The sequence below is a fragment of the Bradyrhizobium sp. SZCCHNRI20481 genome (genome assembly GCF_032485055.1).
Lineage (GTDB): Bacteria > Pseudomonadota > Alphaproteobacteria > Rhizobiales > Xanthobacteraceae > Bradyrhizobium.
The window spans coordinates 44,829-68,856 of record NZ_JAUEUE010000025.1; the positions used below are offsets into that span (position 1 = coordinate 44,829).

At 64.8% G+C, this 24,028-nt stretch carries 22 protein-coding genes; 11 read left to right on the forward strand and 11 right to left on the reverse strand.

Going from position 1 to position 24,028, the window contains the following annotated elements; genetic code table 11:
- The first annotated feature begins 59 nt into the window (after window positions 1-59).
- The 4 genes from rsmI (at window position 60) to QX132_RS31365 (ending at window position 3,325) form a co-directional block, all read left to right on the forward strand.
- A complete protein-coding gene (gene rsmI, locus QX132_RS31350; protein ID WP_316163691.1) occupies window positions 60-1,019 on the forward strand; it encodes a 16S rRNA (cytidine(1402)-2'-O)-methyltransferase in 960 nt (319 codons plus the stop codon).
- On the forward strand, window positions 1,006-1,416 hold the full coding sequence (locus QX132_RS31355) for a YraN family protein (protein WP_315778149.1): 411 nt from the start codon (window positions 1,006-1,008) through the stop codon (window positions 1,414-1,416). The genes rsmI and QX132_RS31355 overlap by 14 nt, the downstream gene beginning before the upstream one ends.
- Window positions 1,417-1,449: 33 nt before the next feature.
- Entirely contained in the window at window positions 1,450-2,391 is a 942-nt protein-coding gene (gshB, locus tag QX132_RS31360; protein WP_315813465.1) for a glutathione synthase, read from the forward strand.
- Between the two features lie 115 nt (window positions 2,392-2,506).
- A complete protein-coding gene (locus QX132_RS31365; RefSeq protein ID WP_315784980.1) occupies window positions 2,507-3,325 on the forward strand; it encodes an exodeoxyribonuclease III in 819 nt (272 codons plus the stop codon).
- Between the two features lie 33 nt (window positions 3,326-3,358).
- On the opposite strand, the gene QX132_RS31370 is transcribed toward QX132_RS31365, so the two are convergent.
- The gene (locus QX132_RS31370; protein ID WP_315740402.1) at window positions 3,359-3,802 is read right to left on the reverse strand and encodes a cyclic nucleotide-binding domain-containing protein; all 444 of its coding nucleotides are present in this window, start codon (window positions 3,800-3,802) and stop codon (window positions 3,359-3,361) included.
- 66 nt (window positions 3,803-3,868) lie between these two features.
- Window positions 3,869-4,555: a response regulator transcription factor gene (locus QX132_RS31375; RefSeq protein ID WP_315716813.1), complete on the reverse strand. Its 687-nt coding sequence runs from the start codon at window positions 4,553-4,555 to the stop codon at window positions 3,869-3,871.
- 274 nt (window positions 4,556-4,829) lie between these two features.
- Between QX132_RS31375 and QX132_RS31380 the strand changes: the two genes are divergently transcribed.
- Both QX132_RS31380 and QX132_RS31385 read left to right on the forward strand, forming a co-directional pair.
- Entirely contained in the window at window positions 4,830-5,351 is a 522-nt protein-coding gene (locus QX132_RS31380; RefSeq protein ID WP_315798584.1) for a L,D-transpeptidase, read from the forward strand.
- Between the two features lie 20 nt (window positions 5,352-5,371).
- Entirely contained in the window at window positions 5,372-6,157 is a 786-nt protein-coding gene (locus tag QX132_RS31385; RefSeq protein WP_315798583.1) for a fumarylacetoacetate hydrolase family protein, read from the forward strand.
- Between the two features lie 25 nt (window positions 6,158-6,182).
- Here QX132_RS31385 and QX132_RS31390 read toward each other — a convergent pair whose 3' ends face one another.
- Window positions 6,183-6,866 carry a YggS family pyridoxal phosphate-dependent enzyme gene (locus QX132_RS31390; protein ID WP_315759092.1) on the reverse strand — a complete coding sequence of 228 codons (684 nt, stop codon included), beginning with the start codon at window positions 6,864-6,866 and terminating at the stop codon, window positions 6,183-6,185.
- Window positions 6,867-6,978: 112 nt separating this feature from the next.
- On the opposite strand from QX132_RS31390, the gene QX132_RS31395 reads away from it, so the two are divergent.
- Window positions 6,979-8,676 carry a diguanylate cyclase domain-containing protein gene (locus QX132_RS31395; protein ID WP_316163692.1) on the forward strand — a complete coding sequence of 566 codons (1,698 nt, stop codon included), beginning with the start codon at window positions 6,979-6,981 and terminating at the stop codon, window positions 8,674-8,676.
- 23 nt (window positions 8,677-8,699) lie between these two features.
- Here QX132_RS31395 and QX132_RS31400 read toward each other — a convergent pair whose 3' ends face one another.
- A complete protein-coding gene (locus QX132_RS31400; protein ID WP_316163708.1) occupies window positions 8,700-9,686 on the reverse strand; it encodes a GGDEF domain-containing protein in 987 nt (328 codons plus the stop codon).
- Between the two features lie 324 nt (window positions 9,687-10,010).
- Between QX132_RS31400 and leuS the strand changes: the two genes are divergently transcribed.
- Genes leuS through holA form a run of 3 tightly spaced genes read left to right on the forward strand, consistent with a single transcriptional unit; the run spans window position 10,011 to window position 14,220 of the window.
- Window positions 10,011-12,635, forward strand: a complete 2,625-nt coding sequence (gene leuS / locus QX132_RS31405; RefSeq protein WP_315784989.1) for a leucine--tRNA ligase — start codon at window positions 10,011-10,013, stop codon at window positions 12,633-12,635.
- Window positions 12,622-13,173 (forward strand): LPS assembly lipoprotein LptE, encoded by a 552-nt coding sequence (lptE, locus tag QX132_RS31410; protein WP_315740408.1) that lies wholly within the window; start codon window positions 12,622-12,624, stop codon window positions 13,171-13,173. The genes leuS and lptE overlap by 14 nt, the downstream gene beginning before the upstream one ends.
- A gap of 18 nt (window positions 13,174-13,191) precedes the next feature.
- Window positions 13,192-14,220, forward strand: a complete 1,029-nt coding sequence (gene holA / locus QX132_RS31415; protein ID WP_316163693.1) for a DNA polymerase III subunit delta — start codon at window positions 13,192-13,194, stop codon at window positions 14,218-14,220.
- A 386-nt stretch (window positions 14,221-14,606) separates the two neighbouring features.
- Here the strand turns inward: holA and QX132_RS31420 are convergent, their stop codons facing one another.
- The 7 genes from QX132_RS31420 to hemJ all read right to left on the reverse strand — a co-directional run bounded on the left by QX132_RS31420 (window position 14,607) and on the right by hemJ (window position 22,774).
- Window positions 14,607-15,503: a ParB/RepB/Spo0J family partition protein gene (locus QX132_RS31420; RefSeq protein ID WP_315740410.1), complete on the reverse strand. Its 897-nt coding sequence runs from the start codon at window positions 15,501-15,503 to the stop codon at window positions 14,607-14,609.
- Window positions 15,504-15,656: 153 nt separating this feature from the next.
- Window positions 15,657-16,508 carry a ParA family protein gene (locus QX132_RS31425; RefSeq protein WP_315798580.1) on the reverse strand — a complete coding sequence of 284 codons (852 nt, stop codon included), beginning with the start codon at window positions 16,506-16,508 and terminating at the stop codon, window positions 15,657-15,659.
- A gap of 34 nt (window positions 16,509-16,542) precedes the next feature.
- Window positions 16,543-17,211, reverse strand: coding sequence for a 16S rRNA (guanine(527)-N(7))-methyltransferase RsmG (gene rsmG / locus QX132_RS31430; protein ID WP_410052923.1), 669 nt, complete (start codon window positions 17,209-17,211; stop codon window positions 16,543-16,545).
- A gap of 10 nt (window positions 17,212-17,221) precedes the next feature.
- Window positions 17,222-19,099 carry a tRNA uridine-5-carboxymethylaminomethyl(34) synthesis enzyme MnmG gene (gene mnmG / locus QX132_RS31435; protein WP_316163694.1) on the reverse strand — a complete coding sequence of 626 codons (1,878 nt, stop codon included), beginning with the start codon at window positions 19,097-19,099 and terminating at the stop codon, window positions 17,222-17,224.
- A gap of 229 nt (window positions 19,100-19,328) precedes the next feature.
- The gene (gene mnmE, locus QX132_RS31440; protein WP_316163695.1) at window positions 19,329-20,666 is read right to left on the reverse strand and encodes a tRNA uridine-5-carboxymethylaminomethyl(34) synthesis GTPase MnmE; all 1,338 of its coding nucleotides are present in this window, start codon (window positions 20,664-20,666) and stop codon (window positions 19,329-19,331) included.
- Window positions 20,667-20,845: 179 nt separating this feature from the next.
- Complete coding sequence (gene rho, locus QX132_RS31445) at window positions 20,846-22,111, reverse strand: transcription termination factor Rho (protein ID WP_315740414.1); 1,266 nt, start codon at window positions 22,109-22,111, stop codon at window positions 20,846-20,848.
- A gap of 240 nt (window positions 22,112-22,351) precedes the next feature.
- The gene (gene hemJ, locus QX132_RS31450; RefSeq protein ID WP_316163696.1) at window positions 22,352-22,774 is read right to left on the reverse strand and encodes a protoporphyrinogen oxidase HemJ; all 423 of its coding nucleotides are present in this window, start codon (window positions 22,772-22,774) and stop codon (window positions 22,352-22,354) included.
- Window positions 22,775-23,188: 414 nt separating this feature from the next.
- Between hemJ and QX132_RS31455 the strand changes: the two genes are divergently transcribed.
- Window positions 23,189-24,028, forward strand: a complete 840-nt coding sequence (locus QX132_RS31455) for a pyruvate, water dikinase regulatory protein (protein ID WP_315740416.1) — start codon at window positions 23,189-23,191, stop codon at window positions 24,026-24,028.

The window sequence follows — 24,028 nt, forward strand, 5'->3', positions numbered from 1 at the left end:
AATTGCTGCGCGGCTGTTCCCCTGTGGCAATCCCGCGGCATGCCCTTTAAATTACCTCGATGGGCGCGAAGGCAATCCCCAAGACGTCGCCAGACGACGGCAAATCTTCCACCACGTCGACCTACCTGGTGGCGGGTCAAATCGTCGTGGCACCCAAGGCACGGCCTGGATTGCATCTGGTGGCAACGCCGATCGGCAATCTCGGCGACATCACGCTGCGTGCACTGGAAACCCTGGCCGGCGCCGACATCATCTTCTGCGAGGACACGCGAATCACGCGGCGCCTGACCGAGCGCTACGGCCTGGGCGCGGAACTCGCAGCCTATCATGAGCACAATGCCGAAGCGGTCAGGCCGCGGATCCTGCAACGTCTGGCCAGAGGGGCAGCCATCGCGCTGGTGTCGGACGCCGGCACGCCGCTGATCTCCGATCCCGGCTACAAGCTGGTGCGCGAGGCCTGTGAGGCCGGACACGCCGTCACCGCGCTGCCGGGACCTTCCGCCGTGCTCGCGGCGCTGAGCGTGGCGGCGTTGCCGACCGACCGCTTCTTCTTCGAGGGATTCCTGCCGGCCAAGCAGCAGGCGCGGCGCACGCGGCTGTCCGAGCTCGCGCGGATCGAGGCGACGCTGGTTCTGTTCGAGGCGGGCAGCCGGGTGCAGGAGACGCTGGCCGATCTCGCCGATGCCATGGCTGGGCGTCAGGCCGCGATCTGCCGCGAGCTCACCAAGCTGCACGAGGAGGTGCTGCGCGGAGCAATCGGCGATCTCGCTGCACGGGCCGGCGATCTCGAAACGCGCGGCGAATTCGTGCTGGTGATCGGTCCACCGCCTCGCGATGCCGAGGTGCTGACCCAGGACGCACTGGACGCCGTGCTCAGGGATCTGTTGCAGCGATCGAGCGTCAAGGACGCCGTGATGCATGCCGTCGAGCTGTCGCGCCGGCCGCGACGCGAGGTGTATGCGCGCGCGCTCGAGCTCTCGAAGGGCGCGCGGTCGGGGGAGGCCGATGGCGAAGACTGAGCGTGCCTCCCCAGACAAGCCGGCGAAGACGGCGGCACCCGAGCGCGTCGCCGCCTTCCGCACCGGATTGTCGGCGGAAGCCCGTGCCGCAGCGCTGCTGATCGCCAAGGGCTACCGCATCCTCGCCAGACGCTTCCGCACGCCCCATGGCGAGATCGACATCATAGTGCGCAAGCGCAGCCTGGTCGCCTTCGTCGAGGTCAAGGCGCGCGCCTCGCTCGACGATGCGGCCTATGCCGTGACGCCTCGCCAGCAGCAGCGCATCATCGATGCCGCCCAGGCCTGGCTGATGGCTCATCCGGACCATGCCGAATTCGAGCTGCGCTTCGATGCGATTCTGGTTGCGCCGCGCAGCCTGCCGCGCCATCTGATGGCGGCCTTCGACGCCAGCACCTGACATGAACTGACTGCAGAGAGCAGGGACCTGCCCATGAAACTGAATGTCGCCGTCCAGATGGATCCGATCGCGCGCATCAACATCCGCGGCGACTCGACCTTTGCGATGCTGCTCGAAGCACAGCGGCGCGGACATGGCCTGTGCTACTACACGCCGGACAAGCTGTCGCTGCGCGGCGAGGAGCTGTACGCGCCGGTGCAGGCGCTGACCGTGCGCGACCAGGTCGGCGACCACTTCACGCTCGGCGAGCCCAAGCCGACGGCGCTGACCTCGTTCGACGTCGTGCTGCTGCGCCAGGATCCGCCGTTCGATCTCGCCTACATCACCTCGACGCATTTCCTCGAGCGCATCCATCCGAAGACGCTCGTGATCAACGATCCCGCCAGCGTGCGCAACGCGCCGGAAAAGCTGTTCGTGATGAACTTCCCGCAATTGATGCCGCCGACCTTGATCTCGCGCGATCTCGACGAGATCAACGCCTTCCGCGATCAGCACGGCGCTGTCGTGATGAAGCCGCTGCATGGCCATGGCGGCGCGGCAGTGTTCCGCGTCATGCCGCAGGACATGAATTTCGGCTCGCTGTTCGACATGTTCTCGGTGACGTTCAAGGAGCCCTGGGTGATCCAGCGCTTCCTCCCCGAGGTGAAGCATGGCGACAAGCGCATCATCCTGGTCGACGGCGAGTTCGCCGGCGCCGTGAACCGCGTGCCGGCGGCGGACGATCTGCGCTCCAACATGGTGCGCGGCGGCGCCGCGCAGGCCACCGATCTGAGCGCCCGTGAGCGCGAGATCTGCGACACGCTGGGTCCGGAATTGCGCGCGCGCGGCCTGCTGCTGGTCGGCATCGACGTCATCGATGGCAACCTCACCGAGATCAACGTGACGTCGCCGACCGGCATCCGCGCGATCTCGCGGCTCGGGGGCCCCGACATCGCCGCCCGCGTATGGGACGTCATCGAGAGCAAGCGGCGCTGATCAGGCACCGTCCCACATGGCTGGGGATAAGGCCAGCCAACGCGGTCATTCCGATGCGTCAGAAGCGGAGCGGAATCGCCGACATCGACGCATTTCATGATATGACGCGGGTCTCATGCGTCTCGTCCTGACCACCTGGAACATCAATTCGGTGCGCCTGCGCATCGACCTCGTCGCCAAGCTCATCAAGCAGGTCAGGCCCGATGTGCTGTGCCTGCAGGAGACCAAGTGCATCGACGACGCTTTCCCGCTGAAGCGTTTCAAGCGGCTCGGCTATGAGCACGTCGCGCTGAACGGGCAGAAGGGCTATCACGGCGTCGCCGTGATCTCGAAATGGCCGTTCGAGGAGACCAACGTCCGCACCTTCTGCGACAAGGTGGATTCGCGCCACATCACGGTGGCGTTCGGCGAGAAGGCGCAGCTCGCGCAGCCGCTGGTGCTGCACAATTTCTACGTGCCCGCAGGGGGCGACATTCCCGACCCCGCGCTCAACCCGAAATTCGAGCACAAGCTGCAATTCCTCGACGAGATGAAGGCGTGCGAGCCGCTGCATCCGCGCGGCGACGACCGGCACATCCTGGTCGGCGATCTCAACGTCGCGCCGCATGAACACGATGTCTGGTCGCACAAACAGCTCCTGAAGGTGGTGTCGCACACGCCGGTCGAATGCGAGAAGCTGTTGGCGGCGCAGGCCCATGGCGAATGGGTCGACGTCGCCCGCGAGCGCATCCCGATGTCGGAGAAGGTCTACACCTGGTGGAGCTACCGTGCCGCCGACTGGACCGTCGGTGATCGCGGCCGAAGGCTCGACCACATCTGGGTGTCACGCGCACTGAAGGACCGGGTCAGCGACTTCAGGATCCTGCGCGACGCCCGCAGCTGGGAGCGGCCGTCGGATCATGTGCCGGTCACGGTGACGCTGGACGTGTCGTAGCGAAAGCGAAGCTGACCCGCCCGGACAAGAAGATCACGACGTCAGCTTGGTCCCGGCCGCCATGATGTCATTGGCGATTCGGCTGGCGCGGTGGGCGAACTCGTCGCGCAGCCGGCGCGCAGCCATGGCGTCGCTCTCGAGCACACGCTGAAACAGGCTGCGCGAAATCCGCACCACGGTCGAATATTCCAGGGCCGTCGCGGTCGCCGGGCGCCGCATCTCGACCAGCAGCGCCAGCTCGCCGATCAGCATGGTCGGCGTGGCGACGATCTCGGCACCGACCTCGTCGCTGATGCGCAATGACCCACGCTGGACGACATAGCCGCAATCGGCGGTGTCACCTTCGCGGAACAGGGTCTCGCCGCTCTGGATGTTACGCTGCTCGGAGCCGATGGCGATCATGCGAAGCGAGTCGCTTCCCAGCAGGCGCAATGTTGGGACGCGCTCCAATAGCGCAATATCGTCTTCGATCGACATCAAGGGCCCGGGGAAGGCGGAATGGAACCAATATCATAAATGGCGAAACCGCCATCCCCGAACCTATCACGGTACCAACTTGTAGCCACCGGCCTCCGTCACCAGAATCTCTGGATTCGCGGCATCTTTCTCGATCTTCTGCCGCAGACGGTAAATGTGCGTTTCCAGCGTGTGGGTGGTGACGCCGGAATTGTAGCCCCAGACCTCCTGGAGCAGGGTCTCGCGTGACACCGGCTGCTGGCCGGCGCGGTACAGGAAGCGCAGGATCGCCGTTTCCTTCTCCGTCAGGCGGACCTTGCGGGCGTTGGCGCCCGTCAGCATCTTCGAGCCCGGCCGGAAGCTGTAGGGGCCGACCGAGAACACCGCGTCCTCGCTGGCCTCGTGCTGGCGAAGCTGGGCGCGGATGCGGGCCAGCAGCACGGCGAAGCGGAAGGGCTTGGCGACATAGTCGTTGGCGCCGGATTCGAGCCCGAGAATCGTATCGGAATCGGTATCGTGCCCGGTCAGCATGATGATCGGCGCCTTGAAGCCGCCCTTGCGCAGGGACCGCACCACTTCGCGGCCATCGGTGTCGGGCAGGCCAACGTCCATCAGAACCAGGTCGGGTGAATTGGCCTTTGCGGCGGTGGCGCCTTTGGCGCCGGTATCGACGGCCTGGGCTTCGAACTCGTCATGCAGCGAGAGCTGCTCCATCAGGGCATCGCGCAGATCGGTGTCGTCATCCACGATCAGGATCTTGCGGGCATTGGCCATTGTACAATCCTCTAGGTGGCGCCGGCGGGATCGGATGGGTGGCGCCGTCAAACGGTGGGCAAACAGGCTCATCAGCCCTGTTCCGTCTTGAAGTAGGGGGCTGTTACCGATTCACAAGCGCCCGGACTCTACTTCAGAATTGGGCAGGGATTGAGATGATTGTCCTGTTCGACCCTCGCGGCGGACCATTTGCCGACATTAAGGCAATTACCGGGCAATAAAGGGCAATGAAAAGGCGCGTTGTTTCATGTCGTTATGGAAGGTGAAGCCTGGCATGCCAGCATCGCTGATCTCGATTCGCGCCACGGCGGGGTCGCGGCAGCGCGGCTGGATCCAGGTCTGGGGCCAGGTCATCCCGGTGGCGCTCGGCCGCGGCGGCATCCTGGCCAACAAGCGCGAAGGCGATGGTGGTACGCCACGAGGCGTGTTCCGGCCGCGGCGGCTGTGGTGGCGGGCCGACCGTCACCCCCGCCCACACACGGTCCTGCCGGTTCGGCCGATCGGTCCGGAGGATGCCTGGTGCGAGGACCCGGCCGACCGGCATTACAATCAGGCGATCCGGCTGCGCGGCGACCGGCCCGGAGACCGGCTGGCGCGCCAGGACCATCTGTACGATTTCATCATCGAGATCGACCACAACACGCGGCCGCGGATCGCGGGCCGCGGCAGTGCCGTGTTCCTGCATCTGGCGCGGCCGAACTTCGGCCCGACCGCAGGCTGCGTGGCCATGACCCGCCCGGCGATGCTGCGTCTGTTGCAAAGGATCGGCCCGCGCACCAGGATCGTCATCCAATAACAAGAGAAGGGGAGGACGGCATGCGCGCACCGGATCAGCCAGCCAGCGCCGCGGGCCTTCTGCGTCAGCATTGGAGCGAAGGCCGGAAGCTGGCGGCGCTGCCGCCGGAGTTGCGTCCAAGGGACCGCGCCGAGGGCTATGCCATCCAGGCCGAACTCGAGCGCCACTCGCCCAAGCCACTATTTGGCTGGAAAATTGCGGCGACCAGCGAGGCCGGCCAGCGCCATATCAATGTCGCCGGTCCGATGGCCGGGCGGATCCTGGCCGAGACGGTGTTGCCAGCGGGTGGCACCGCAGCGATGGCCGGTAACGCGATGCGGGTCGCGGAGCCGGAGTTCGCGTTCCGCCTGGGAGCGGACCTGCTGCCGCGGCCGACACCCTATGATGTCGCAGAGGTGCTGGCCGCGGTCGACACCCTGCATCCCGCGATCGAGATCCCGGATTCGCGGTTCGCCGACTTCGTCAGCGCCGGCGAGGCGCAACTGATCGCCGACAATGCCTGCGCGCATCTGTTCGTGCTGGGCGAGGCCACCACCGCCGACTGGCGCAGCCGCGACCTGATCGCGGAGCGGCCGCGCATCGCGCTGCGTGGCGAGACCTTCATCGGCCACGGCCGCAACGTGCTTGGTGATCCGCTGATAGCGCTGGCCTGGCTGGTCAACGAGCTCAGCGCGCTTGGCGTGCCCGCGCGGGCAGGGCAGGTGGTCACGACCGGCACCTGTCATGCGCCGCTGCCGATCGGCAGCGGGGACCACATGGAGGCCGATTTCGGCGATCTGGGGCAGGTATCGGTGCGGTTCGAGTAGGGGCCGGCCGCGATTGCGCCCCCCTTCAGCGATGCCCGAAGATCGCCGAGCCAACACGGACATGCGTGGCGCCGAACTGGATGGCGGTGGCGAAGTCGGCGCTCATGCCCATCGACAGATGCGCAAGGCCATTGCGGGCGGCGATCTTGGCGGTCAGCGCGAAATGCGGACCGGGCGCGTCCTCTACCGGCGGAATGCACATCAGCCCTGAAATCGCGAGCCCGTAGTCCTTGCGGCAGGCGGCGATGAAGGCGTCGGCGTCGCCGGGCGCGATTCCCGCCTTCTGCGGCTCCTCGCCGGTATTGATCTGGACGAACAGCTGCGGATGCCGGCCCTGGGCGGAAATCTCCTTGGCGAGCGCCGCGCACAGGCTTGGCCGGTCCACCGAATGGATGGCCTCGAACAGCGCCACCGCCTCCTTGGCCTTGTTGGATTGCAGCGGCCCGATCAGGTGCAGTGCGAGTCCCGGATGCGCGGCCATCAGTGGCGGCCACTTGGCTTTGGCTTCCTGAACGCGATTTTCACCGAACACGCGCTGTCCGGCCGCGATCACCGGCTCGATTGCCTCGGCATCGAAGGTCTTCGACACGGCGATCAGCGTGACCGAGGCGCGATCGCGCTCGGCATCGCGGCAGGCGCGCAGAATCTCCTGCTCGACGGCGGCGAGCGCAGACGGCGAGGACGGGGATGAGGCGTTCAATTCAGGCACGATGGCGTCCGTCGGTCGTTAGATTTGCGGGTTTGGCTGCAATTTTACAGAGTTCGAGAAAAGGTTCTTGAGCCCTTCTCCTTACCCTGCACGGCCGGGGTAGGGGAAAGAAATGCCAAGCATCCGCTTCAATCGCAATAGAGTGAAGCTGAACCGGCTGATGGGGATCCGCGCCCGGCTGGCGCTGCTCGCCCTGATCCTGGTGGCGCCGCTGATGCTGGAACGCGCGCGCTCCCTGGAAAGCGCCAGGACGAGGCAGATCGCGCTCGCATCGGAGGAATTCTTCGGCCTCGCCCGGCAAAGCGCCGACATGCAGCGCGAGGTCATCATGTCGGTGGAGACGGTGCTGAAGTCGACCGCCTATGTCCGGGCGTCGAGCACCGGCGTGAGCCGCAGTTGCGACATGATGCGCGCCAGCCTGCCGGCGACCCTGCCCTGGATCCGCACCCTGATGATCGCCGGCCGCGACGGCCGCATCCAGTGCTCGACCAACAACCAATATGTCGGGCTCGATTTCAGCGACCGGCCGTATTTCCGTGGCGCCCAGGAATCACGCGATTTCGTGTTCAGCGACTACCTGCTGTCGAAACCGTCGCACGTGCCGATCGTCATGGCCGCCTATCCGGTCGGCGCGATCACCGGCGAGCCGGACGCGGTGATGCTGGCGAGCGTGAACCTGGAATGGATGTCCAAGATCATGAACAATCTTGGCGGCCGCCCCGGCATCACGGCGGTGCTGGTCGACAGCGAAGGAACCGTGCTGGCGGCGCCCGTCGACCGCACCGAGCTGATCGGCCGGCCGCTCGACAGCGTGCCGTTGTTGTCGGCCGTTGCCGAGACCGCGCTGAGTTCGGGGAAGCCGACCGAGACGATGGGCTTCACGGCGGCGGATGGATCCAAGCGCGCGATCACCTTCACCCGGATCGCCGACACTGGATCGCGGCTGATCGTCAGCATCGATGAGACCCGCGTCACCGCCGCCATCGACCGCGAGATCCGCAACGCCTATCTGCAGGCCGGCTTGGTCTGCCTGATCGTGCTGCTCGGCGCGCTGATCGCCGCCGAGAAGTTGATCGTGAAGCCCGTCAGCATGCTCGCCGCGACCGCCAAGCGCTTCGGCCATGGCCACTGGTCGGCGCGCGTCACCACCAAGCATCTGCCGTCGGAGTTCGTGCCGCTGGCAAAGTCCTTCAATGCGATGGCCGCCAAACTCGGCCAGCGCGAGCGCGAGCTGGTCGCCGCGAATGACCGGCTGACGGTGATGGCGTCGATCGACATGCTCTCGGGGCTCGCCAACCGCCGCGGCTTCCAGAACCGCATCGACGTCGAATGGAGCCGCGCGCAGCAGGCCGGCACCGAGCTGTCGCTGCTGATGATCGATGTCGACCACTTCAAGCTCTACAACGACACCTATGGTCACCCCGAGGGTGACGCCTGCCTGTCACGTCTCGGCGAGACGCTGTCGCAGATCGCCGGCGCAATGACGGCTTTCGCCGGCCGCTATGGCGGTGAGGAGTTCTGCCTGTTGTTGCCGGGCATGGGTGCCAGAGAGGCGCTCGCGATCGGCGAGCAGGTGCGCGCCACGGTGCTGGAGCTCGAGCTGCCGCATGCGACCTCGGCGCATCAATGCGTCACCGTGAGCGTCGGCGTCGCCTCGACGCGGCCGAACGAATCACTGATGCCCTCCGACCTGATCGAAGCCGCCGACGCCGCGCTCTATGCGGCCAAGCATCGCGGTCGCAACACGGTGGTTGCACATGGCTTCGCGGATTTCGCTGACGACAGGAGCGACGTAGTGCGCGCCGGATAGGACGCTGCGGCCGCGGCCCGCAGTCAGCCGACCGCGAGCTTGCGGTCGAGCTCGAGCTCGGTGACGACGCGGTTGCGACCGAGCTTCTTGGCAAGATACAACGCGCGGTCGCAACGGTCGATGAGATCAGCCATCGATTCGCCGAACTGGAACTGGCCGACGCCGATCGACACCGTGATCTGCGGCAACACCTCGCCGGTCGAGCGACGCGTGAACTGACAGTCGGCGATGGTGCGTCGGATCCGCTCCGCGATGACAGTGCAACCTTCGAGGTCGGTCTGCGGCAGCACCGCGATCAGTTCCTCGCCGCCATAGCGCGCCGGAAGATCGTTGTCGCGGACGCGCTCGCGCAAGGCTTTGGCGACAAGGCGAAGCACCTGATCGCCGACGCCATGGCCGTAATTGTCGTTGAACTTCTTGAAGTGGTCGACGTCGATCAGGAGAATGCTGAGCGGCTCGTCGCGCTCCATCGCCTCGATCTGCGCGTGGCGGAAGAACTCCTCGAGCGCGCGGCGGTTCGGCAATCCGGTCAGCGTGTCGGTGCGCGCGCGCTGCTCGGACTTGTTGAGCGAGTCCCTGATGGTGTCGAGCTCGCGTGACTTTTCGGCAAAGCTCACTTCGAGCTTCGCAGCACGCGCGGTCGCCTGGGCGAGCTCGCTGACCAGGTTCTCGATCAGGATCTTCGGATCGACGCCCTGCTCGCTGCGTTCGGCAACGCCATCGATCGCCGCCATGTGCGTGCGGTTGTCGGCGATCGCGGCGGTCAGATAACTTTTGGCGGAGTCCATCACGCCATGCAACTGCTGCGAGACTTTGTGGACGACGGCCGCTTCCGTACCCTGCTGGCCGATGTACATGTCGAACAGCGCCTGGTTGGTGGTCTTGTCGAACTTGCGCTTGTTGCTGACCAGGATGTCGACGGCGCGCTTGAGGTCCGACGCCGAGCCCAGGGAGTACTTGAACCACAGATGGAAGTTGTTAGGCGTCGGTGGCACGCGCTGTTGAGCCATGGATTTCATGGCCTTTTCCGCGACCGTCGTCGCGTACTCGAAGTCAAGCTCGTCGAACGTAGCGCCGGACACGATGTGGAGTGACCCCAGATGCGGGCGGATGCCTGGATGTATGCACTCAGTCTCCCATTCAAGTCTTAACCGTGCCTCAATCGGACCTTCGACACTGCCGGCAGAGCCCGCAAAAAAACTCACGATTACCGTCGCTTAGCCGATGCCCAAAATGGTATCATCATCTGTCGCCCCATTGACCGGGCTGCCGCTTTTGTGGCCTAGTCCGCCGTCTTCAAACGACGCGAATCCTCGAAAATTATAAGCGATTCCATGACATCCGAACGCTACAACGCCCGTGAAGCCGAGCCGCGCTGGCAGCGCCAGTGGGACGAGAAGGCGATCTTCGCCACGAAGAACGACGATCCGCGCCCGAAATACTACGTACTCGAGATGTTTCCCTATCCGTCGGGACGCATCCATATCGGCCACGTCCGTAATTATACGCTCGGTGACGTGCTGGCCCGCTTCATGCGCGCCAAGGGTTTCAACGTCCTGCACCCGATGGGCTGGGATGCGTTCGGCCTGCCGGCGGAGAACGCCGCGATCGAGCGCAAGGTGGCGCCGAAGGCGTGGACCTACGACAACATCGCCGCGATGAAGAAGCAGCTGCGCTCGATCGGGCTGTCGCTCGACTGGGCGCGCGAGTTCGCGACCTGCGATCCGTCCTACTACAAGCACCAGCAGAAGATGTTCCTCGACTTCATGCAGGCGGGGCTGGTCGAGCGCGAGAAGCGCAAGGTGAACTGGGATCCGGTCGACATGACCGTGCTCGCCAACGAGCAGGTCATCGACGGTCGCGGCTGGCGCTCCGGTGCGGTGGTCGAACAGCGTGAGATGAACCAGTGGGTGTTCAAGATCACGAAGTACTCGCAGGAGCTGCTGGACGCGCTCGATGGTCTCGACCGCTGGCCCGACAAGGTGCGGCTGATGCAGCGCAACTGGATCGGCCGCTCGGAAGGCCTGCTGATCCGTTTTGCGCTGGATCCGGCGACGACGCCGGCCGGCGAGACCGAATTGAAGATCTTCACGACCCGGCCGGACACGCTGTTCGGCGCCAAGTTCATGGCGATCTCGGCCGACCACCCGCTGGCCCAGGCCGCGGCGGCGAAGAACCCGGAGCTCGCCGCGTTCATCGCCGAGATCAAGCGGATCGGCACCGCGCAGGAGGCGATCGACACCGCGGAGAAGCAGGGCTTCGACACCGGCATCCGCGCCGTGCACCCGTTCGATCCGAGCTGGACCTTGCCGGTCTATGTCGCCAATTTCGTGCTGATGGAGTACGGCACCGGCGCCATCTTCGGCTGCCCGGCGCATGACCAGCGCGACCTCGACTTCGTCAACAAATACGGCCTCGGCAATGTCCCGGTGGTCTGCCCCGAGGGCCAGGACCCAGCGAGCTTCGTCATCACCGACACCGCGTTCGACGGCGACGGCCGCCTGATCAATTCGCGCTTCCTCGACGGCATGACGATCGCGCAGGCCAAGGACGAGGTCGCCAGGCGGCTCGAGAGCGAGCCGCGCGGCGGCGCGCCGGTCGGCGAGCGCCAGGTCAATTTCCGCCTGCGCGACTGGGGCATCTCGCGCCAGCGCTATTGGGGCTGCCCGATCCCGGTGATCCACTGCCCCAAATGCGATGTCGTGCCGGTGCCGGCGCAGGACCTGCCGGTCGTGCTGCCTGATGACGTCACCTTCGACAAGCCCGGCAACGCGCTCGACCACCATCCGAGCTGGAGGCACGTCACCTGCCCGACATGCGGGGCCAAGGCGACCCGCGAAACCGACACGATGGACACCTTCGTCGATTCGTCCTGGTACTTCGCGCGCTTCACCGATCCGTGGAACGAGACCTCGCCGACGACACCTGCGGTCGCCAACCGGATGATGCCGGTGGATCAGTATATCGGCGGCGTCGAGCACGCGATCCTGCATCTGCTCTACAGCCGATTCTTCACCCGCGCGATGAAGGCCACCGGCCACGTCGCCATGGACGAGCCGTTCGCCGGCATGTTCACGCAGGGCATGGTGGTCCACGAGACCTACCAGAAGGCCGATGGCACCTACGTCAATCCGGCCGAGGTCAAGATCGAGGTCGGCGGCAACGGCCGCCGCGCGGTGCTGGCCGCCACCGGCGAGGACATCACGATCGGTCCGATCGAGAAGATGTCGAAGTCGAAGAAGAACACCGTCGACCCCGACGACATCATCGAGAGCTACGGCGCCGACGTCGCGCGCTGGTTCATGCTGTCGGACTCGCCGCCGGATCGCGACGTGATCTGGAGCGACGAACGGGTGCAGGGCGCGGCGCGCTTCGTCCAGCGGCTGTGGCGGCTGGTCAACGAATCGGTCGCAGCAGGCCAGGAGGCCGCCTCCTCCCGTCCCTCCGACTTCGGCGCAGACGCGCTGGCGCTGCGCAAGGCCGCGCATGGCGCTCTCGACAAGGTGACCGGCGGCATCGAGCGGCTGCATTTCAACGTCTGCCTGGCGCACATCCGCGAATTCGCCAACGCGCTGGCCGAGGTGCTGGGCCGGCCGGCGACGCCGGCGCCGGACCTGGCCTGGGCGATTCGCGAGGCCGCTGGCATCCTGGTGCAGCTGATCTCGCCGATGATGCCGCATCTGGCCGAAGAATGCTGGCAGGTGCTGGGCCAGACTGGCCTGATCTCGGAGGCCTCCTGGCCGCAAATCGAACGCGATTTGCTGGTTGAGGACAGCATGACCCTGGTTGTCCAGGTCAACGGCAAGAAGCGCGGAGAAGTCACAGTCGCCAGCAACGCGCAGAATCCGGAAATTGAGTCTGCCGTTTTGGCCCTCGATGCAGTAAAACTGGCGCTGGACGGCAAGGCCGTTCGCAAGGTGATCATTGTTCCCAAGAGGATCGTGAATGTCGTCGGCTAGGTTTCGGATCGCTGCACGCCTCGTTGCCGTGGCCGCCTTGGCCGGGCTGACGGCCGGCTGCTTCCAGCCGATGTACGCGGAGCACGCCGACGGCACCCCTGCCCTGCGCGACAAGCTGATGGGCATCGAGCTGCCGCCGGTCGACAAGCCGAACGCCTCCCCCGAGGCGCGCATTGGCGTCGGTATCCGCAACGCGCTCGCATTCAAGCTCTACGGCACCGCGACCGGCACGGCCCCGACCCACAAGCTGGTGCTGCGGTTGCAGACCAGCCGATCCTCGCTGATCGTCTCGCAGACGACCGGTCTGCCGACCACCGAGAATGTCGGCGTCGACGTGCAGTACAATCTGGTCGAGCTGGCGACCAACAAGTCGGTCATGACCGGTACGACCTTCGCGCGTACCTCCTACGACATCCCCGGCTCGTACCAGCGCTTCGCCCGCCAGCGCGCCTTCCGTGATGCCGAGGATCGCGCCTCCGAGGAAGTCGCCGAGAAGATCAAGACGCGGCTCGCGGCCTATTTCACCGCCGGCACCTGACGCACGGCTGACATCGCCGTGGTCGCGTTGCGCGGACGAGACATCGATGCCTTCCTGGCCAAACCGGACGCCGCCCGGCCGCTGATCCTGTTGTACGGCCCGGATACGGGCCTGGTCCGCGAGCGTGCCGAGGCCCTTATCGCGTCGGCCGTCGACAACCCCGATGATCCCTTCTCCGTGGTCAGGCTCGACGGTGACGAGCTCTCCGCGGAACCGTCGCGCCTCGTCGACGAAGCCATGACGGTGCCGCTGTTCGGCGGCCGGCGGGCCATCCGGGTGCGCGCCGGCTCGCGCAATTTCGCCAGCGGCGTCGAGACGCTCTGCGAGATGAATGTACGGGACTGCCGCATCGTCATCGAGGCCGGCGACATCCGCCCCGATTCGCCACTGCGCAAGATTTGCGAGAAGGCCAAAACGGCGGTCGCGATCGGCTGCTACCCGGACACCGAGCGCGATCTCGCCAAGCTGATCGACGACGAATTGCGCATCGCGGCCCTGCGCATCGCGCCCGACGCTCGCGCCTCGCTGATGGCCCTGCTGGGCGGCGACCGCCAGGCCTCGCGCAACGAGCTGCGCAAGCTGACCTTGTTCGCCCATGGCGAGGGCGAGGTGACGCTCGACCATGTGATGGCGGTGGTCGCCGATGCCTCGGAGATGAAGCTCGACCCGATCGTCGACGGCGCCTTCGGCGGCAAGCCCGAAATGGTCGAGACCGAGTTCGGCAAGGCCATGATCGCCGGCACCTATCCCGGTGTCATCATCTCCGCTGCGCAGCGACATGCGGCATGGCTGCACAAATCGGCCCTTGCCGTCGCATCCGGCACGCCCGTGTCGGCCATTCTCGAAGGCGGTTTTCCGCGGCTGCATTTCTCACGAAAGCCGAGCGCCGAGACGGCGCTGCGCAATTTCTCTCCGGCGCGGCTGCTGCCGATCATCGATCAGCTCGCCACCGCCGCCCTCGACATGCGCAAGCAGCCGGGCCTCGCCGCAGCCATCGCGCAGCGAACGCTGCTGTCGATCGCGGTGAACGCGCGGCGCAAGGGATGAGTGGGCCTGCGGCCTTGCTCCAATCTCCGACGTCATTCCGGGGCGACGCGCGCCAGCGCGGCGAGCCCGGAATCCATCGGGCCAAGCGATCTGCCGAGAGATGGATTCCGGGTTCGTGCTGCGCACTCCCCGGAATGACGGAGAAGAGTTTCGAGATCACCAGAGGCAACCGTGACCAGGACGCACTGGTCGTACCCGTCGCCTAATGAGTAACTCGTCGTGCCCGGGCTTGACCCGGGCAGCCATCCTCTTGGAGCGAGTACCATCGAAAGATGGATGACCGGGTCAAGCCCGGCCATGACGATGTGGTGAGGACGTCACAACAAAGCTGACGGGAGTTCGTCGGAAGTATCTCGACAACGGGACCGCAATTACGACCTAACAGCCTAACCCTGCTCCAGCCGCCGCATCACCTCGTCGAGCTGCTCGAGGCTGCGGTAGGTGATCTGCACCGTGCCGCCGGGGTCGCGGTGGCTGATCGACACCGAAAGGCCGAGCGCATCGCCGACGCGCTTCTCCAGCGCGATGGTGTCGGCGTCCTTCTTCTCCGCCGGCGCACTGCCCCCAGAGCTGCGTGGCTTCTGCGGCTTGCGTTCCGGCACGCCCTCCTCGTGCGCGAGCGCCTCGGTCTGGCGGACGTTCAATCCTTCCGCGATGATCTTCTTCGCCGCCGACATCGGATCCGGCAGGTTGATCAGCGCACGCGCATGACCGGCCGAGATCTGTCCGGTCGCGATGAAGCCCTGCACCTCGGCCGGCAGTTTGGTCAGCCGCATCATGTTGGCGACGTGGCTGCGGCTCTTGCCGACGATCTTGGCGATGTCTTCCTGGTTGCGTTTGAACTCGTTGGCGAGCGCGTGATAGCCCTGCGCCTCCTCCATCGGATTGAGATCCTCGCGCTGCACGTTCTCGATGATCGCCAGCTCCAGCGCATCGCTGTCGCTGACATCGACCGGAACGATCGGCACCTCGTGCAGGCCGGCGGCCTGCGAGGCGCGCCAGCGCCGCTCGCCGGCGATGATCTCGTAGCGGTCGTGCTGGCCCTTCACCGGACGCACCACGATCGGCTGGATCACGCCATGCTGCTTGATCGAGGCCGAGAGCTCGGCGAGCTCGCCGTCGGAAAACGTCTTGCGCGGATTGCGCGGGTTGGGCTTCAGAAACTCGATGGGCACCTTGCGCTGGTTGCGCGGCCGCTCCGGCGGCGCCCCCGCCTCGCGCCCGACGTCACCGATCAGACTTGCGAGACCCCGGCCCAATCGCGATCGCGACTCGTCGGCCATCGCCTTCTCCTTTGGATTCACGTCACGCTCCGCTTGCGTCTGCTGCCGATCGGTCCCGTCGGCACAATGAACGAGGGAGCGGATTCATTTCGAAACCCGCTGCCGTCCTCGAATGAGATCCGGACGACGAGGTCCCCCGGAGCAGAGGCAAAGTCAGTTCGTGCGCAGGTCACGCTCGCGCTGAATGACTTCGGTCGCGAGCTTGAGATAGGCCTCGCTGCCGACGCACTTCAAGTCGTAGACCAGCACCGGCTTGCCGTAGGACGGCGCTTCCGAGATGCGCACGTTGCGCGGGATCATCGTGTTGTAGACCTTCGATCCCATGAACTGGCGGACGTCGGCGACGACCTGGTTCGACAGGTTGTTGCGCGAGTCGAACATCGTCAGCACGATGCCGTGGATCGAGAGGTTCGGGTTCAGGGTCGAGCGCACCTGCTCCACAGTCTGCAGCAGCTGCGACAGACCTTCGAGCGCGAAGAACTCGCACTGCAGCGGCACCAGGATCGCGTCGGACGCGGCCATTGCATTGACCGTCAGCAGGTTCAGCGACGGCGGACAATCGACCAGCACGTAGGTGTAGTCGTTCTCCGGCGAGACGTTGTTGTTGAGGCCGGCGATCGCATCGCGCAGACGGAAGGCGCGGTTGGCGGTGGAGCCGAGCTCGAGCTCAAGACCCGACAAGTCCATCGTCGAGGAGGCGATGTGCAGCCGCGGCACGGCCGTCGCAACGATGGCGTCGCGCAGCGAGGCCTCGCCGATCAGCACGTCATAGGTCGAGCAGTTGCGGCTGCCGCGGTCGATGCCGAGCCCGGTCGAGGCGTTGCCCTGCGGATCGAGGTCGACGATCAGCACCCGCTCGCCGATCGCTGCCAGCGCCGTGCCGAGGTTGATCGCGGTCGTGGTCTTGCCGACCCCGCCCTTCTGATTGGCGAGCGCCAGGATGCGCGGATGCCCCTCCGGGTGTTGGGCTCTATCTTCTTGATAAATCTGATCAATTACGGCCATGCGCGATCGCCATTGGTTGTCGTCTTGACGGAATTCAGCTCTGTCGCTCGATGCAATCGATTGCGACGATCCAGCCCTGCCCGCCCGTCCGGCTGGAGTGAAGTTTCGACTCAATTTTCCAATACTTAGTAGATTCGGTCAATTCCGCTTCTACATCTTGACCCTTGAGAAACAGCGCCTTCGCGCCTTTTTTCACCAAGGGCTCCGCAAAGCCGATGAGCTGATGTAGCGGAGCCAGCGCGCGTGCGGTCACGCAATCGACTCGCCCGCTCCACTTCTCCACGATATCCCCGATCTCTGACAAATGCACGATCCCCGGAGCGCCGGTGACACGAATTGCTTCGCGCAGGAACGCTGCCTTCTTGGCGTTGCGCTCGACCAAGTGAATCTGTGCACCCGGCCGATCGGCCAAAGCGCAAGCAAGCACGACGCCGGGAAAGCCGCCGCCGCTGCCCAGATCAACCCAGATCCTGGCGTCGGGCGCGAGATCGAGAAGCTGCAACGAGTCGGCGATGTGGCGCGTCCAGAGATGGGGCAAGGTCGACGGCGCGACCAGATTGGTCTTCGCCTGCCACTCCAGCAGCAATGCGACATAGCGATCGAGGCGTTGCTCCGTTTCACGTGAAACGGGAGTCAGCGCGAGCGCTGCCGCCTTGTCCGATTCGATCATCTTGGATGCCGCCGCTGGCGATGCCTGTTTCACGTGAAACGCCTCAGCCGGTGGCCTTGCTGCGACGCGCTTCTCGACGGAGATAGGCCGCAAGGATCCCGAGCGCCGCGGGAGTCATCCCATCGATCCGGCCCGCCTGTCCGATCGTCCACGGCCTGGCTGCAGTCAGCTTCGCCCGCGCCTCATTCGAAAGACCCGGGACGAGCGCATAATCGACCCCACCGAGCACCAAGCCCTCATCGCGCCGGAAGGCATCCACGTCCTCGCTCTGGCGGCGGACATAGACATCATATTTGGCATCGATCTCCAGATGGACGGCGATGGCGGGATCGATCGCACCGAGCTCCGGCCAGATCGCTCCCACCTCGGAGAAGCCGATCTCCGGATAGGCCATCAGATCGAAGGCCGAACGGCGCTGGCCATCCTTGTTGAGCGTGAGGCCATGCTTCGCCGCCTCGTTGGGCGTGATCGTCAGCGACCTCGCCATCGAACGGGCAGCCTCCAACGCATCCATCTTGGTTCGATGGAAACGCGCGCGATCATTGCCGACACAGCCGAGCGCGATGCCCTTGTCGGTCAGTCGCTGGTCCCCATTGTCCGCCCGGAGGGTTAGCCGATACTCCGCGCGCGAGGTGAACATCCGATACGGCTCGGTGATCCCTCGCGTGACGAGATCATCGATCATCACGCCGAGATAGCCGTCGGCACGATCGAACACGATCGACTCGCCGCCGCCCGCCGCGAGCGCCGCATTGAGCCCGGCTACCAGACCCTGGGCGGCAGCCTCTTCGTAGCCGGTCGTGCCGTTGATCTGACCCGCCAGGAACAGGCCCCTCATCCGCTTGGTCTGGAGCGTTGGCTCCAGCTCGCGTGGATCGACGTGGTCGTACTCGATCGCATAGCCCGGTCGGATCATCCGGACGCGCTCGAGGCCCGGGATGGTCGGCAGCAGCGCGAGCTGGACCTCCTCGGGCAACGAGGTCGAGATACCGTTCGGGTAGACGGTGGTGTCGTCGAGCCCTTCCGGCTCCAGGAAGATCTGGTGACCGTCGCGATCACCGAAGCGTACGATCTTGTCCTCAACCGACGGACAGTAGCGCGGCCCGGTCGACTTGATCTGGCCGGAGTACATCGGCGAGCGATGGACGTTGGCGCGGATCACCTCATGGGTCGCGGTCGTCGTTCGGGTAATCCCGCACTGGATCTGCGGGGTGGTGATCCTGTCGGTCAGGACGGAGAACGGCTCCGGTGGATTGTCGCCGGGCTGCATCTCGACCGCTGTCCAGTCGATCGTCGATCCATCCAGGCGCGGCGGCGTGCCGGTCTTGAGCCGGCCGAGCCGAAATCCGATGGCTTCGAGAGACCGGGACAGCCCCAGCGCCGGCGCTTCGCCGACCCGGCCGGCTGGCCAAGTCCTCTCACCCAGGTGGATCAGACCACGCAGGAACGTACCGGTCGTGATGACGACAGCGCCAGAGATGAAGGTCCGGCCGTCAGCCAGCCGCAACCCCGCCACCCGCCCGCCGGCAACGATCAGTTCGTCCGCCTCGCCTTCAATGACGGCGAGGTTCGCGGTCTCCCGGATCGCCGACTGCATCGCGGCAGCGTAGAGCTTGCGGTCGGCCTGGGCGCGTGGACCTCGAACGGCCGGCCCCTTCCGGCGATTCAGAACCCGAAACTGGATACCGCCGGCATCGGCGACGCGACCCATCAGCCCGTCGAGAGCATCAACCTCGCGAACCAGATGTCCCTTCCCCAGCCCACCTATGGCCGGATTGCAGGACATGGCGCCGATGGTCGCGAACTGATGCGTGATCAGGGCAGTTCGGGCACCCATGCGTGCCGCGCCCGCCGCAGCTTCACAGCCAGCGTGGCCGCCACCGATGACGATGACGTCGTAGGATGTCAGATGCTCGCTCATGAGGCTTATCTAGCGCGTGCGGATAACGCTCGGAAGACGTTTCACGTGAAACATTCGCTACCCCGTCAGGCAGGGAGGGAGATGTTTCACGTGAAACAGCATCGGGGCTTGTTTCACGTGAAACGTCCAACGAGGGCTCTACCCCTGTTTCACGTGAAACGATTGACGATCAGTTAACCAAGCAACATTTCATTAAGCATATCTGCGTCCGCCGAGGTTCTTGACGCTGCTACTTTCCGATACAGAACTCGCGGAAGATCACGTCCAGCACATCCTCGACATCGACCCGCCCCAACAGACGCCCAAGCGCCAGTGCGGCGATCCGCAGCTCCTCCGCGGCGAGCTCCTCACCGAGATCAACAGCCGTAACGCTCCGACGAAGCGCCGACACGGTCTCATTGAGCAGGGCTCGTTGCCGCTCCCGGGTGATCAGGCCATTCTCGGTCGATCCGAAGAAGTCACGGGCAAAGCCTATCAGAGCCTCCAACAGGCCGGCCACCCCTGCTCCGGTTCTGGCCGAGATCGCAAAGACCGGAGCATCTCCCTGCACCGTCGCCGTGGCTGTCTCCTGCGGTCTCGGCAGATCGATCTTGTTCCGGACCAGCCAGACAGGCACCCCGCTTCGACGCTCTGCCTCCGGCTGACTATCCTCGGACAGCCACAGCACGAGATCGGCTTGCGCAGCCCGATCCCGGGCTCGGCGCACCCCCTCCTGCTCCACGGGGTCGTCCGTCTCCCGGATCCCAGCGGTGTCGATCACCGTGACGGGATAGCCCTGGAGATCGAGCTGGATCTCGATGACGTCGCGCGTGGTGCCGGCATGAGGCGAGACGATCGCCACCTCACGTCGGGCCAGCAGGTTCATCAATGTCGACTTGCCGGCGTTTGGAGGTCCGGCGATGACGACAATCAGGCCATCGCGCAGCCGCTCGGCCCGACCCTGCGCCGACAACACGGCCTCGATCTCCGCCAGGAGCTGCTCAATCCGCGATAGCGCCGACGCCATCAGCTCGGTTGGCACGTCGCCTTCATCGGCGAAATCGATCCCGGCCTCGATCAGCGCCGCCGCTTCGATGATCTGCTCACGCCAGCTCCGCGCCTTGTCGCCCAGCAGGCCCTTCAGCTGCCGCAACGCCTGGCGCCGCTGGCGATCCGTGTCGGCATGAATGAGATCGTCGAGCCCCTCGGCTTCGGTTAGATCGATCTTGCCATTCTCGAACGCGCGCCGCGTGAACTCGCCCGGCTCGGCAGGGCGCATCTGCGGCATCGCCGACAGGACCGAGAACACCGCCGCGATGACGGCACGGCTGCCATGGACATGCAGCTCGGCAACATCTTCGCCGGTGGCACTGGCCGGGCCGGGAAACCACAGCACGACGGCATCGTCGATCGGTTCGCCATTGCCATCCCGCAGCAAGGCGCGCGTCGCCATCCTCGGCAGCGGCAGTTTCCCCGCAAGCATCTGAAGGGCGATGCCGGCGTGAGACCCGGAGAGTCTGACGATCGCAATCGCACTCGGCAGGCGTCCGGAGGACAGCGCGAAGATGGTCTGGTCGTGAGGATGCATGATCCTCAGTTGGGCTCACCGGCAGCGAAAGACAATCGGTTTGCAGCGGCATGCTTTACGCCGACGAACCTGGGCGGGCGGATAAGCATCGAGGACTTCTCGCCGGGCGCAGCGACAAACAAGTCAAACAAAAAGGGCGCTCCAAAGAGCGCCCTTTCCAAATCAAGACCGTGGGCCGATCAGGTGTTCATGGATTCGAAGAACTCGGCATTGCTCTTGGTGCTGCGGAGCTTGTCGAGCAGGAAGTCGATCGCGTCCATCGTGCCCATCGGATTGAGGATGCGGCGGAGCACGTACATCTTCTTGAGGTTCTGCGGCTCGGTGATGAGCTCTTCCTTGCGGGTGCCGGAGCGGGCGATGTCGATCGCCGGGAAGGTCCGCTTGTCCGCGACCTTGCGGTCGAGGATGAGCTCGGAGTTGCCGGTGCCCTTGAATTCCTCGAAGATGACCTCATCCATGCGGCTGCCGGTGTCGACCAGAGCGGTCGCGATGATGGTCAACGAGCCGCCTTCCTCGATGTTTCGCGCGGCACCGAAGAAGCGCTTCGGCCGCTGCAACGCGTTGGCGTCGACACCGCCGGTCAGCACCTTGCCGGAGGACGGCACGACCGTGTTGTAGGCGCGGCCGAGGCGGGTGATCGAGTCCAGCAGGATGACGACGTCGCGGCCGTGCTCGACCAGGCGCTTGGCCTTCTCGATCACCATCTCCGCGACCTGGACGTGACGCGCCGCCGGCTCGTCGAAGGTCGAGGACACGACCTCGCCCTTCACCGAGCGCTGCATGTCCGTGACTTCTTCCGGACGCTCGTCGATCAGCAGCACGATCAGGTAGCACTCGGGATGATTGGCCGTGATCGAGTGCGCGATGTTCTGCATCAGCACCGTCTTGCCGGTGCGCGGCGGCGCGACGATCAGCGCACGCTGGCCCTTGCCGATTGGCGCGACGATGTCGATCACGCGTGGCGACAGATCCTTGCGGGTCGGATCCTCGAGCTCGAGCCGGAAGCGCTCGTCCGGAAACAGCGGCGTGAGGTTGTCGAAATTGACCTTGTGCTTGGACTTCTCGGGATCCTCGAAGTTCAGCGTGTTGACCTTGAGCAGCGCGAAATAGCGCTCGCCCTCTTTCGGGCTGCGGATGTGTCCCTCGATGGTGTCACCGGTGCGCAGCCCGAAGCGGCGGATCTGCGAGGGCGAGACGTAGATGTCATCGGGACCCGGCAGGTAGTTGGCATCGGGCGAGCGGAGGAAGCCGAAGCCATCGGAGAGCACCTCGACGACGCCCTCGCCGATGATGTCGATTTCCTGGATCGCGAGCTGCTTGAGGATGGCGAACATCAGCTCCTGCTTGCGCATCGTGCTGGCGTTCTCGACCCCGTTTTCCTCCGCGAAGGAGACGAGCTCGGCCGGCGTCTTTGACTTGAGGTCCTGTAGTTTGATTTCCCGCATTGGGGTGGTCCTGTGGAAGCGACTTGGGAGGGATGCGAGGTGGCTGTGGGAAGGCGGACGAAAATGAGGTCCGCAGGTCTGAGCAAGGTTGGCGCCGATGAGGCACCAGACCTGATGCGGCGGCCGGTCAAGCCGGAACGCAACCACATCCGCCTGCGTGGGGTGGGATATCTACAATATAGAAAATCGCGCCGGCGTCTGCAAGGCGTCTGCAGCGCAGCGGTATTCCGAGGGAAACGGTCAGAACGGCTTGACGATCACGAGAATCACGATGCCTATCATCAGTACCGTTGGTACCTCGTTGATGTAACGGTAGAATTTCTGGCTGCGGGTGTTCTTGTCGGCGCCGAATTCCCTGACCCAGCGGGTGAACAGTCCGTGGACTCCGGACATGATCAGCACCAGCAGAAACTTGGCATGAAACCAACCGCTGGTATACCAGTGGCCGGCCCAGACCAGATAGAGCCCGGCAAGCCACGTCACGGTCATCGCCGGATTGATGATCGCCTTGAGCAGGCGCCGCTCCATGACCTTGAACGTCTCGGACTGCTTCGAGCCGATCTCGGTGTCGCAATGATAGACGAACAGCCGCGGCAGATACAGCATGCCGGCCATCCACGCGATGACGGCGATGACGTGCAGGGCCTTGATCCACTCATACATCGGAGACGCGTGATCCTCTCGGCTGGTGATCAGCTTGCGTGCCGAGACATATCCGCTCGCTCAGTCCCCTCCAAACCAAATAATTTTAGAATCTTAAGGTTTGAGTCTAGGTAGCGGTGGATTGGACTCATGCAATGTCATCCGCAGTGTGCCCGCAGCTTGTTCACATCCCTCAACATGTGAGCTGCACACGCCGGATCGCCGCAGAGTTCAATGTGATTCAAACGCTTGCCGAAATCCTTCGACAGCTTATCCAGAGACAAACCGACCTCGTCCCGATATCATCGCGCTGCTGTCTGGCGCTGTCCCGGACGGCGACCATGTGCAGAACTATCGGGGTTATACAAAGGGAGCGGTCCGAGGCTGCTTTTTGGTCCCATCCTTCACAGGGATTCACAGATCGTTAAGGATTTGATGCCCACCACCGGCAATTACTTTCACCTGCATCTGGTTTCCGATTCGACGGGCGAAACCTTGATCACGGTCGCGCGAGCGGTCGCCGCGCAGTACACCAACGTGACCCCCGTCGAGCACGTGTACCCGCTGGTTCGCAGCCAGAAGCAGCTCGACCGTGTGCTCGACGAGATCGAGGAAGCCCCCGGCATCGTGCTGTTCACCCTGCTCGAGAAGGACCTGGTCAGCCGGCTCGAAGGCAAGTGCCAGCAGATCAACATCCCGAGCCTGTCGATCATCGGTCCGGTGATGCAGCTGTTTGAGGCCTATCTCGGCGCATCGACCGCCGGCCGCGTCGGTGCGCAGCATGTGCTCAATGCCGAATATTTCGCCCGCATCGATGCGCTGAACTACACGATGCTCCACGATGACGGGCAGATGGTCGACGGCCTCGAAGACGCCGAAGTGGTGCTGGTGGGCGTCAGCCGGACGTCGAAGACTCCGACCTCGATCTATCTCGCCAACCGCGGCGTGCGCACCGCCAACGTGCCGCTGGTCCCGGGCATTCCGATCCCGCATCAGCTCGAGACATTGAAGAAGCCGCTGGTCGTCAGCCTGCATGCGACCCCGGAGCGGCTGATCCAGGTGCGGCAGAATCGCCTGCTCAGTATGGGTGCGGAATCCGGCAATGAGAATTATGTCGACAAGCAGTCGGTGACGGACGAGGTCGCCTATGCACGCAAGCTGAGTGCGAAGTTCAACTGGGTCATGCTCGACGTGACGCGGCGCTCGATCGAGGAGACGGCCGCCGCGATCCTGAAACTCTATACCGACCGGCAGCGGCAGCGGCTTCCGGACTAG